Here is an 11,791-nt window from a genome sequence, read left to right as displayed (position 1 = left end):
GTAACGCCATCCGGCACTCATCCCACAAAGGATTCACATCAATGGCATACACCACTTTTTCACAGACGAAAAATAACCAACTTCTGGAACCGATGTTCTTCGGCCAGCCGGTGAACGTCGCCCGCTACGATCAGCAAAAATATGACATCTTCGAAAAACTGATCGAAAAGCAGCTCTCTTTCTTCTGGCGTCCGGAAGAAGTTGATGTTTCTCGCGATCGCATCGACTACCAGGCGCTGCCGGAGCATGAAAAGCATATCTTCATCAGCAACCTGAAATATCAGACGCTGCTGGACTCCATTCAGGGACGTAGCCCGAACGTGGCGCTGCTGCCGTTAATCTCGATCCCTGAGCTGGAAACCTGGGTGGAAACATGGGCGTTTTCAGAAACGATCCACTCCCGTTCCTACACCCACATCATTCGTAACATCGTGAACGATCCGGCGGTGGTGTTTGATGACATCGTCACCAACGAGCAGATCCAGAAACGCGCGGAAGGCATTTCCAGCTATTACGACGAATTGATTGAGATGACCAGCTACTGGCATTTGCTGGGCGAAGGCACGCATACCGTTAACGGTAAAACGGTTGTCGTAAGCCTGCGTGAACTGAAGAAGAAGCTGTATCTGTGCCTGATGAGCGTGAACGCGCTGGAAGCGATCCGCTTCTACGTCAGCTTCGCCTGCTCCTTCGCCTTCGCCGAACGTGAACTGATGGAAGGCAACGCGAAAATTATTCGCCTGATCGCCCGCGATGAAGCCCTGCATTTGACCGGGACCCAGCATATGCTGAACCTGCTGCGCAGCGGCGTGGACGATCCGGAAATGGCGGAAATCGCCGAAGAGTGTAAGCAAGAATGTTACGACCTGTTCGTACAGGCTGCGCTGCAGGAAAAAGAGTGGGCGGATTATCTGTTCCGTGACGGCTCAATGATTGGCCTGAATAAAGACATTCTGTGCCAGTACGTTGAGTACATCACCAACATCCGTATGCAGGCTGTCGGACTCGACTTGCCGTTCCAGACCCGCTCTAACCCAATCCCATGGATCAACACCTGGCTGGTGTCTGATAACGTGCAGGTTGCGCCGCAGGAAGTGGAAGTCAGCTCTTACCTGGTCGGCCAGATCGATTCGGAAGTCGATACCGACGACCTGAGTAACTTCCAGCTCTGATGGGCCGCGTTACTCTGCGCATCTCTGGCACACAACTGCTGTGCCAGGATGAACACCCTTCCCTGCTTGCCGCGCTCGAATCGCACAATGTTGAAGTTGAATACCAGTGCCGCGCAGGTTATTGCGGCTCCTGCCGTACCCGCCTGGTAGCGGGACAGGTCGACTGGATTGCCGAACCTCTGGCCTTCATTCAGCCAGGTGAAATTTTGCCCTGCTGCTGTCGGGCAAAAGGCGATATTGAAATAGAGCTGTAACGCGTGGCGGGATAAAAATTAGGACTAAAAAAGAGCCGCCGATGGACGGCAGCTCTTTATTTCTCCTGGAGGCAGGTATGGTCACGTTGACGGCAGACGGCCTTATCTAGCCGTTAATAACGTTTGATCCAACCAGGCCTGTGACCGGAGGTGCATCACAGACCTTGTGCCATTACTCTTTATTCAGGAATGTCACTGCTTTGTCGGGGAAGTCGGTGAACAGCCCGTCAACGCCCGCCTTGTTATACAGAATGTCATACAGCTGGTTTACGTCAGTGGTGTAATCCGGCAGCTGATCGGCACGAACGGTATAAGGATGCACCACCATCTTATTCTGATGCGCGTCCTGTACCATACCCGTTAACGAGATATTGCCTTTCTTCGACTTCTCATCAATCAGCATGTGATAGTCCGGCCCAATGCCGTCCGCATACTGCGCAACCTGCTTCATGGCACCCGGTTTAAACATCCAGTCGTAGTTGTAATTAACCCAACTACCGTCCGGCTTTTTCTCCTGAGTTTCATTCCAGTCAGTGTACGCAATCAACTGTACCAGATTGAGATCCATCCCCATCTTCGGTTCCAGTTCATTCTTAATGCGCTTTAACTCTGCGACATCAAAACACTGTAGATAAACCTTGTCATTCTTGTCGGTGTACCCGTACTTTTTCAGCACTTCCAGCGTTTTAGCCGCAATGTCCTTCCCTTCCTGATGATGGAACCACGGCGCTTTCATTTCCGGGTAAATGCCAATGTTTTTGCCGGTTGAATGATTTAATCCCTGAACAAACTCAATCTCTTCTTCGAAAGTGTGCACACGGAAATCAGATTTACCCATCGGGAAACGCCCCGGGTAGGTCTGGACCTTTTTGCCATTTTCGATATCAAAGCCTTCGGTAAATTTCAGCGATTTAATCTCATCCAGCGTAAAGTCGATAGCGTAGTAGCGCCCATCTTTACGCGCACGATCCGGGAAACGCTCGGCAACATCGGTGACGCGGTCAAGGTAGTGGTCATGCAGGACAACCAGATGGTCGTCCTTGGTCATCACCAAATCCTGTTCCAGGTAATCAGCCCCCTGAGCATAAGCCATCGCTTTTGCTGGCAGCGTATGCTCCGGTAGATAACCGCTGGCGCCACGGTGCGCAATCACGATTTTTTCTGCGGCAACCGCCGCGCTGCTCACCACAATACCTGTCAGCATTAGCGCCACGCTGAGACTTTTCAATGTGGTTTTCATCTATTAGCCCCCGTTACGCTTCAGTGCGATCTCTTCGTGATGGCGTTTTTCGCCAATCATGACGACCACCAGCAGAATAACCGCCAGCACGCTACCGCCAATCATCACCATAAAGCCGCCGTCCCAACCGAAGAAGTCAACGGTATAGCCAACAATGGCGCTTGCCGCTACGGAACCGCCGAGATAACCGAAAAGACCGGTAAAGCCAGCCGCCGTACCCGCCGCTTTTTTCGGTGCCAGTTCCAGCGCATGCAGACCAATCAACATTACCGGACCGTAGATCAGGAAGCCGATGATAATCATACAAGCCATATCCACGTTCGGGTTGCCTGCCGGGTTCATCCAGTAGACGATAGTCGCGATAGTCACCAGCGTCATAAAGAACACGCCGGTCGCACCACGGTTGCCACGGAAGACTTTATCCGACATCCAGCCGCACAGCAGCGTGCCCGGAATACCCGCATATTCATACAGGAAGTAGGCCCAGGATGATTTATCCAGCGCGAAATGTTTCACTTCTTTCAGATAGGTCGGGGACCAGTCCAGGATGCCGTAACGCAGCAGATAAACAAACACGTTGGCGATAGCGATGTACCACAACAGTTTGTTCGGCAGTACGTATTGCATGAAGATCTGCTTCGCAGTCAGCTCTTCTTCCGCTTTCTCGTTGTAATCGTCCGGGTAGTCGTTCTTGTACTCTTCGATAGGCGGCAGGCCACAAGACTGCGGCGTATCACGCATCAGAGCAAAAGCAAACAGCGCGACGACGATCGCACCGAAAGCAGGCATGTACAGCGCCGCTTTCCAGTCATTGAACCAGGCCATACCCAGCAGGAACAACAGAGGAGGCAGACCACCGCCCACGTTGTGCGCACAGTTCCAGACGGAGACAATGCCCCCACGCTCTTTCTGCGACCACCAGTGCACCATGGTACGACCACACGGCGGCCACCCCATTCCCTGGAACCATCCGCAGAGGAACAGCAGCACAAACATAACCGCAATGCTCGAAGTCGCCCACGGCACAAAGCCCATGAACAACATGACAGCGGCGGCCAGAATCAGACCCGCTGGCAGGAAAACGCGCGGATTCGAGCGATCCGAAACGGACCCCATGATGAATTTCGAAAATCCGTAAGCAATGGAGATACCGGATAACGCAAAACCCAGATCGCCACGCGAGAAACCTTGCTCAACCAGGTACGGCATCGCAAGGGCAAAGTTCTTACGTACCAGATAGTACGCGGCATAGCCAAAGAAAATCCCCAGAAAGATCTGCCAACGTAATCGACGATATGTCGGGTCGATCTCCGCTGCAGGCAAACGCGCCGTGTGTGACGCTGGTTTAAAAATGCTCAACATAGTGTAGCCTCCGTGGCCGTCTTTCATTCGAAGTAAACACTGCAGTTCGTCATTACTACCCTACCGCTCCCAGTGTGGCCGCGATGTTAAGGAAAGATACATAACAAAAATGTGAAACGCTGCACATATTGTTACAGATTTATGACAAATGTTCATAAAGGCGCACGAAATCACGTTTCATTTTCGAATAATGAGCGATTATGCGCGAAATCAAACAATCCATGTTTTTTATGTGGCTAAATGATAAAAAACGAACTGTGAGGAAAAACAATGAAAATTCGCGACTCGCAAACAAGTGACGTGATTATCATTGGTGGAGGAGCAACAGGTGCAGGGATCGCACGCGATTGTGCGCTGCGCGGGTTGCGCGTCATCTTAGTGGAACGCCACGATATCGCCACAGGGGCGACCGGACGTAACCACGGTCTGCTGCACAGCGGAGCACGCTACGCCGTCACCGACGCTGAATCTGCCCGGGAGTGCATCAGCGAAAACCAAATTCTCAAACGTATCGCCCGTCATTGCGTTGAGCCGACAGACGGTCTGTTTATTACCCTGCCGGAAGATGAACTCTCCTTCCAGGCAACCTTTATTCGCGCCTGCGAAGAGGCCGGTATTCGCGCAGAAGCAATTGACCCTAAGCAGGCGCGCATTATCGAGCCTTCCGTCAACCCACAGCTGATTGGCGCGGTAAAAGTGCCGGACGGCACGGTTGATCCTTTCCGCTTAACCGCCGCCAACATGCTGGATGCGCGTGAGCATGGCGCAGTAATCTTAACGGCGCATGAAGTGACGGGACTGATTCGTGAAGGGGCAACGGTTTGCGGCGTGAACGTACGCAATCATCTGACGGGTGAGATGCAGTCTCTGCATGCGCCGGTAGTCGTCAACGCCGCCGGGATCTGGGGCCAGCGCATTGCGGAATATGCCGATCTGAGCATCCGTATGTTCCCGGCCAAAGGTTCGCTGCTGATTATGGATCACCGCATTAACCAGCATGTCATCAACCGCTGTCGTAAGCCGTCTGACGCCGATATCCTGGTGCCCGGTGATACCATTTCGCTGATTGGTACCACCTCACAGCACATTGATTACGATGATATCGACAGCAACCGCGTCACCGCAGAAGAGGTCGATATACTGCTGCGTGAAGGCGAGAAACTGGCACCGATTATGGCGAAAACGCGCATTTTACGCGCCTACTCCGGCGTGCGTCCTCTGGTAGCCAGCGACGACGATCCAAGTGGCCGTAACGTCAGCCGTGGGATTGTACTGTTCGATCATGCCCAGCGTGACGGACTGGACGGGTTTATCACCATTACCGGCGGCAAATTGATGACCTACCGCCTGATGGCAGAGTGGGCCACCGATGCCGTTTGCCGTAAGCTGGGCAATACCCAACCTTGCACAACGGCAGACACGGCGCTGCCTGGCTCACAAGAATCGACCGAGCATACGCTCAAACGCGTGATCTCGTTGCCCGCGCCACTGCGCGGCTCAGCGGTCTACCGTCACGGCGATCGCACCCCTGCGTGGCTTAGCGAAGGTCGTCAGCACCGCAGCCTGGTCTGTGAATGCGAAGCGGTCACTGCAGGTGAAGTGCAGTACGCCGTCGAGAATTTGACCGTCAACAGCCTGCTGGATTTGCGTCGCCGTACCCGTGTTGGAATGGGGACCTGCCAGGGCGAATTGTGTGCCTGCCGCGCCGCAGGTTTGCTGCAACGTTTTAATGTCACCACCGCCGCGCAATCTATCACCCAGCTTTCCGATTTCCTCAACGAACGCTGGAAAGGCGTGCAGCCTATCGCCTGGGGAGATGCGCTGCGCGAAAGCGAATTCACACGCTGGGTCTATCAGGGATTGTGCGGTCTGGAAAAGGAGCACCAGGATGAAATTTGATACCGTCATTATCGGCGGCGGCCTGGCCGGACTGCTGTGCGGCCTGCAACTGCAAAAAAGCGGTTTACGCTGCACGATTGTCACTCGCGGCCAAAGCGCCCTGCATTTCTCCTCCGGCTCACTGGATTTGCTCAGCAACTTACCCGATGGCCAACCGGTGACGGATATAGAAGCAGGCCTGAATGCGCTGCGCACTCAGGCACCCGCGCACCCGTACAGCACCATCGGAACGCACAACGTCCTGGAGCTGGCCCAGCAGGCGCAAAATCTGCTGGAAGAATGCGGAACGCATTTGCAAGGCAAGGTACATCAGTCACATCAACGCATCACCCCGCTGGGAACGCTGCGCTCAACCTGGTTAAGTTCCCCGGAAGTTCCGGTCTGGCCGCTGTCCGCGCAGCGTATCTGCGTTGTAGGTATTAGCGGTTTACTGGATTTTCAGGCACATCTCGCCGCGGCGTCGCTGCGTCAACGCAATCTCAGCGTCGAGACGGCAGAAATCGATCTGCCTGAGCTGGATGTCCTGCGTGATAACCCGACCGAGTTTCGCGCCGTCAATATTGCGCGCCTGCTGGATAACGAAGATAAATGGTCGCTGCTCTATGACGCTTTACTGCCAGTAGCAAAAACCTGCGACATGATAATTATGCCGGCCTGCTTCGGTCTGGCGGATGAACAGCTCTGGCAATGGCTTAACGAGCGCCTCCCCTGCTCGCTGACGCTGTTACCGACCCTACCGCCTTCGGTACTGGGTATGCGTTTGCATAACAAATTGCAGCGCCAGTTTGTGCGCCAGGGCGGCGTCTGGATGCCGGGTGATGAAGTGAAGAAAATCACCTGTCAGGACGGCGTGGTCAGCGAAATCTGGACCCGTAATCATGCCGATATTCCTTTGCGGCCACGTTTCGCCGTGCTCGCCAGCGGCAGCTTCTTCAGCAGCGGGCTGGTCGCCACGCGTGAGGCCATCTACGAACCTATCCTGGGGCTGGATGTACAGCAAACCGCCACGCGCGCCGAGTGGTATGAGCGTGACGTCTTCGACCCACAACCGTGGCAGCAGTTTGGCGTTACGACCGATGCCGGGCTGCGCCCGTCGCTGGCGGGACAAACGATAGAGAACATGTATGCCATCGGTTCCGTTCTCGGCGGATTCGACCCTATCGCCCAGGGTTGCGGAGGCGGCGTGTGCGCTGTTAGCGCCTTACACGCCGCACATCATATTGCGAAACGTGCAGGAGGCCAGCAATGAGCGACACACGTTTTGAAAGTTGTATAAAATGCACGGTGTGCACCACGGCCTGCCCGGTAAGTCGCGTCAATCCGAACTACCCTGGCCCTAAACAGGCCGGACCGGACGGTGAGCGTCTGCGCCTGAAAGATGGCGCGTTATATGACGATGCGCTGAAATACTGCATCAACTGTAAGCGCTGCGAAGTGGCCTGTCCGTCAGATGTGAAGATTGGCGATATCATCCAACGCGCGCGCGCTAAATACGACACTACGCGTCCGTCGCTGCGTAACTTCGTCTTAAGCCATACCGATTTGATGGGTAGCGTATCCACACCATTCGCCCCGATAGTGAATACCGCCACCTCACTCAAACCGGTGCGTCAGTTGCTGGATTACGCGCTAAAAATCGACCATCGCCGTACGCTGCCGAAGTACTCTTTTGGCACCTTCCGCCGCTGGTATCGCAGCGTTGCCGCACAGCAAACGCAATATCAGGATCAGGTTGCCTTTTTCCACGGCTGTTTTGTGAATTACAACCATCCGCAGCTCGGCAAAGATCTGATCAAAGTGTTGAATGCGATGGGAACCGGGGTGCAACTGCTGAGCAAAGAGAAATGCTGCGGCGTACCGCTGATTGCCAACGGTTTTACCGATAAAGCGCGTAAGCAGGCGGTGAGCAACGTGGCCTCGCTCAGAGAAGCAATTGACGGCAAAGGCATTCCGGTGATCGCCACCTCATCAACCTGCACCTTTGCGCTGCGTGATGAATATCCGGAAGTGCTGGACGTCGACAACTCAGGTCTACGCGAACACATTGAACTGGCAACCCGCTGGCTGTGGCGCAAGCTGGATGAAGGCAAAACGCTGCCGCTGAAAACGCTGCCGCTGAAAGTGGTCTACCACACGCCATGCCACATGGAGAAAATGGGCTGGACGCTCTACACGCTGGAACTGCTACGACAAATTCCAGGGCTGGAGCTAACGGTGCTGGACTCGCAATGTTGCGGGATTGCCGGGACATACGGCTTTAAAAAGGAAAACTACCCGACATCGCAGTCCATTGGCGCACCGCTGTTCCGCCAGATTGAAGACAGCGGCGCTGATATCGTCGTCACCGACTGCGAAACCTGTAAATGGCAGATTGAGATGTCGACAAGCAAACGCTGCGAACACCCCATCACCCTCCTTGCCAAAGCGTTAGGTTAATTCTGTTGCCCGGTGGCGTTGGCTACCGGGCTTTAGCACCTAATAACTACTTTTCAGCGGTTGAATTGCCGGTCCTGATTTAAACATTGCCAGCCTGCGATCCAGCGCTTCGGTATAAAGCATGGTATCCACGCCTACCGCGACAAAATTTGCTCCCCATTGCAGACATTTCTGCGCCATTGTTGGGTCAACAGCGAGGAAACCGGCTGCTTTTCCGGCTGCGCGGATACGGCGAATGCTTTGCTCAATGATCCGCTGCACCTCCGGGTGTCCGGCATTATCCGGATAGCCCAACGACGCAGAAAGATCCGCCGGGCCAATAAAGACACCGTCAATACCGTCAACGTCCAGAATGGCATCCAGATTATCCAGTGCCGCTTTGCTTTCGACCTGTACCAGCAGGCAGAGTGATTCATTAGCCTGGGCCATATAATTGTCGATACGCCCCCAGCGCGCCGCCCGTGCCACGCTGGCGCCGACACCACGCTCGCCGAGCGGTGGATAACGAGTCGCGGAAACCACCTGAAGCGCCTGCTCTGCGCTGTCGACCATCGGGACAAGCAGCGTCTGCGCGCCAATATCCAGCACCTGCTTGATCAACGCTTTACTGCCTTCCACCGGGCGAACCACAGGCTGGCTGGCATAAGGCGCAATCGCCTGCAACTGATGGTAAAGATCCTGCACCGTGTTCGGCGCGTGTTCTCCATCAATCAGCAGCCAGTCATAGCCCGACGTCGCGGCAATCTCCGCCATGTAGGAGGTGGTCGAACTGAGCCACAGGCCGACCTGGACTTCCCCTTTGCGTAATCCTTCTTTGAAGGGATTTGATAACAATGCGTTCATAACGATCCTTACAACGTAGATAAGATTAATGATGCGCAGCGCCTGCTTGTGAAACTGAACGGTTCACACTCAGCGTAAAGATGATTAGCGAGCCAATAATCGCGACGCCCGCGAGGACCAGCAGGCCCGCCGCATCGCTGGCAAACACCGTTTCGGCTTTGACGCGCAGAATGGGAGCAATAAAGCCGCCGACGGCACCAAACAGGTTGACGAAGCCGATTCCCGCCGCCAGAGCAGTCCCGGAAAGAAGTTGCGTTGGCATCGTCCAGAACACCGGCTGTACCGCAATGAAACCGACTGCCGCGACGCAGAGCGCCACAATCGCCAGTACCGGTGAAACCAGCCCGGAAAGGCCAATGCCGATTCCTGCCGCCAGCAGCGTCAGCGCAGCAACATTACGCCGGTCGCCGGTGCGATCGGAGTAGCGGGGAATAAGCCAGGTACCAAACAGCGCCGCCACCCACGGTATTGCCGCCACGACCGAAGCCGTAAAGCCCACTTTTGTCCCTAACAACGCAGCAACCTGGGTTGGCAGGAAGAAGATCAGGCCATACACCGCCACCTGGATCGTCAGATAGATAATCGCCAGTTGCCAGACACGGCCGTTACGCAGCGCATCCGACAGGCGCGAAGTGACCTTTTTCTCTTCTTCACTTGTCAGTTGGCTAATGAGTACTGCCTTTTCCTCCGCGCTCAGGAAACGCGCCTGCTGCGGGGTATCATCCAGCCAGAAGAAGGTGAAAATACCCGCACCTACCGCCAGTAAACCTTCGATAACGAACATCCAGAACCACCCTGGATGCCCCATAAAGCCGTGCATCTCCAACAGCGCACCGGAAAGCGGCGATCCCAGGGTTAACGCCAGCGGCGCCCCCATGTAGAACAGCCCCATGATGCTGGCGCGGTTACGCTGGGGGAACCACTGGGACGTCAGGTAGATCATACCGGGGAAGAAGCCCGCCTCTGCCGCCCCCAGCAGAGTACGGATAATCAGAAATTTCGATTCAGTATCCGCCCATGCCATCGCCGCAGAGAGGAATCCCCACAGCAACGTGGTGGTACCAATCCAGGTTCTGGCACCAAATTTACGCATCAACAGGTTGGCAGGAACCCCCAGAAAGGCGTAAACCACAAAGAAAATCCCCGCGCCCAACGCGTAAGCTTCGTTGCTCAGACCGGTATCAATCTGATAGGTCTCTTTGGCAAAACCGATGTTCGAGCGGTCAAGAAACGCCAGCACATACAGCGCCAGCATAAAGGGAATCAAACGGGCGCGGTTTTTCTTCACCACACCATCAAGTAACGTGGTACTCATAGCAAGATCCTCAAAGAAATGAGGGCGTTGCCGTGGCATTGGCAACGCACTGGTCATTAGTGGCTATAAGGGCGCTTCAGATTGCAGTCGCGGTTAAGCTCGACGCCAAATCCTGGTTTGTCGAGCACTGACTTATGAATGCGGCCATTGACGGGTACCGGTTCGTCCAGAAGGATCGGATCAAACTGTGGACGCATCGTTGAACAATCCGGGCTGGTCATCAAAAACTCGCTGAACGGGGTATTGGTGAACGTGATCACCGCATGGTGCGAGTAAACCGAGGAACCATGTGGCACCACCAGTTGTCCGCGCGATTTAGCAATAGCGGCAATTTCCACCAGCGTGGTTAACCCACCGCACCAGCCCACATCCGGCTGCATGATATCGATGCCGGTTTCTGAGAGTGTGCGGAAGGACTGCAGCGTCCCGTGGTGTTCACCGCTGGTGACCATCATCCCCGCCGGGGCGTTACGTTTCAGCTCGCGATAACCTTCATACTGCTGCGGCGGCAGACACTCTTCGATCCACTTCAGATTAGACGGTGCGCAGGCATGGGCCAGTTTGGTGGCATAGTTCACGTCCTGACTCATCCAGCAATCAAGCATCAACCAGAAATCCGGACCGCATTTCTCACGCATGTCGGCTACCATTGCCGCATCTTTGCGGATCCCTGCATCCCCGTCATGCGGCCCCCAGTGGGTCGGCATTTTGCCGCCAATAAAGCCCATTTCTTTCGCCAGATCAGGGCGCGCACCGGTCGCGTAGAATTGAATTTCGTCGCGTACCGCGCCGCCCAGTAGTTTGTAGACCGGTAACCCCACCACCTTGCCAAACAGATCCCACAACGCCAGATCCACGCACGAGATGGTGTTCATCACCAGACCGCCGGAGCCGGAATAGTACATCGTTGCGCCCAGCATCTGATCGTGAATGAGTTTAATATCACTGACGCATTTCCCTTCAATAAAACGATTGAGATGCTTTTCCACAATAAAGCACCCCATCTCCCCTGCCGTGGAAACAGCAAAACCGGTCTGTCCGTTTTCAGCTTCCACTTCAACAATCAGTGTCCCTAATACGTTTATGCCAAAGGACTGGCGCGATTGCTCATATTCACGATATTTGCTCATTGGCGTGGCGATATGATCGTCAATCCAGTGGTTAGCCCCCTGATCGTGATAATCGCCGCCGCCAGCGCCTTTATCCGCCGTAGCACCACCGGTAAACCAGGCACGAACGTGTTTAATTTTAGGTAGGGTCATGGTGTTCT

The 11,791-nt window shown here is 54.8% G+C and carries 10 protein-coding genes; 5 read left to right on the top strand and 5 right to left on the bottom strand.

Annotated features, from left to right (window positions below; all coding sequences use genetic code 11):
* Positions 1–41 precede the first annotated feature (41 nt).
* On the top strand, positions 42–1,172 hold the full coding sequence (gene nrdB / locus HV302_RS08290) for a class Ia ribonucleoside-diphosphate reductase subunit beta (RefSeq protein ID WP_181627186.1): 1,131 nt from the start codon (positions 42–44) through the stop codon (positions 1,170–1,172).
* The gene (gene yfaE, locus HV302_RS08285) at positions 1,172–1,426 is read left to right on the top strand and encodes a ferredoxin-like diferric-tyrosyl radical cofactor maintenance protein YfaE (protein WP_016153800.1); all 255 of its coding nucleotides are present in this window, start codon (positions 1,172–1,174) and stop codon (positions 1,424–1,426) included. The genes nrdB and yfaE overlap by 1 nt, the downstream gene beginning before the upstream one ends.
* Positions 1,427–1,598: 172 nt before the next feature.
* Here the strand turns inward: yfaE and glpQ are convergent, their stop codons facing one another.
* The gene (gene glpQ, locus HV302_RS08280; RefSeq protein ID WP_016157024.1) at positions 1,599–2,666 is read right to left on the bottom strand and encodes a glycerophosphodiester phosphodiesterase; all 1,068 of its coding nucleotides are present in this window, start codon (positions 2,664–2,666) and stop codon (positions 1,599–1,601) included.
* Between the two features lie 3 nt (positions 2,667–2,669).
* On the bottom strand, positions 2,670–4,028 hold the full coding sequence (glpT, locus tag HV302_RS08275) for a glycerol-3-phosphate transporter (protein WP_016153802.1): 1,359 nt from the start codon (positions 4,026–4,028) through the stop codon (positions 2,670–2,672).
* A gap of 270 nt (positions 4,029–4,298) precedes the next feature.
* Here glpT and glpA point away from each other — a divergent pair, with 270 nt between their 5' ends.
* The 3 genes from glpA to glpC are packed head-to-tail and all read left to right on the top strand — an operon-like array spanning position 4,299 to position 8,363.
* Positions 4,299–5,927, top strand: a complete 1,629-nt coding sequence (gene glpA / locus HV302_RS08270; protein WP_016157025.1) for an anaerobic glycerol-3-phosphate dehydrogenase subunit A — start codon at positions 4,299–4,301, stop codon at positions 5,925–5,927.
* Complete coding sequence (gene glpB, locus HV302_RS08265) at positions 5,917–7,176, top strand: glycerol-3-phosphate dehydrogenase subunit GlpB (RefSeq protein ID WP_046275944.1); 1,260 nt, start codon at positions 5,917–5,919, stop codon at positions 7,174–7,176. The genes glpA and glpB overlap by 11 nt, the downstream gene beginning before the upstream one ends.
* Positions 7,173–8,363, top strand: a complete 1,191-nt coding sequence (glpC, locus tag HV302_RS08260; RefSeq protein WP_047359207.1) for an anaerobic glycerol-3-phosphate dehydrogenase subunit GlpC — start codon at positions 7,173–7,175, stop codon at positions 8,361–8,363. The genes glpB and glpC overlap by 4 nt, the downstream gene beginning before the upstream one ends.
* Positions 8,364–8,402: 39 nt before the next feature.
* Here the strand turns inward: glpC and yfaU are convergent, their stop codons facing one another.
* From yfaU to rhmD, 3 genes are read right to left on the bottom strand one after another with little or no spacing between them, the layout of a single operon-like run.
* Positions 8,403–9,206, bottom strand: coding sequence for a 2-keto-3-deoxy-L-rhamnonate aldolase (gene yfaU, locus HV302_RS08255; RefSeq protein WP_151222479.1), 804 nt, complete (start codon positions 9,204–9,206; stop codon positions 8,403–8,405).
* Between the two features lie 25 nt (positions 9,207–9,231).
* Positions 9,232–10,521 carry an MFS transporter gene (locus HV302_RS08250; protein WP_016153808.1) on the bottom strand — a complete coding sequence of 430 codons (1,290 nt, stop codon included), beginning with the start codon at positions 10,519–10,521 and terminating at the stop codon, positions 9,232–9,234.
* Positions 10,522–10,577: 56 nt separating this feature from the next.
* The gene (rhmD, locus tag HV302_RS08245; RefSeq protein WP_016153809.1) at positions 10,578–11,783 is read right to left on the bottom strand and encodes an L-rhamnonate dehydratase; all 1,206 of its coding nucleotides are present in this window, start codon (positions 11,781–11,783) and stop codon (positions 10,578–10,580) included.
* Between the last annotated feature and the right edge of the window lie 8 nt (positions 11,784–11,791).

It is taken from the genome of Citrobacter sp. RHBSTW-00859 (genome assembly GCF_013729795.1).
GTDB lineage: Bacteria > Pseudomonadota > Gammaproteobacteria > Enterobacterales > Enterobacteriaceae > Citrobacter > Citrobacter braakii.
This window is presented reverse-complemented; position numbering and strand designations above follow the sequence as displayed.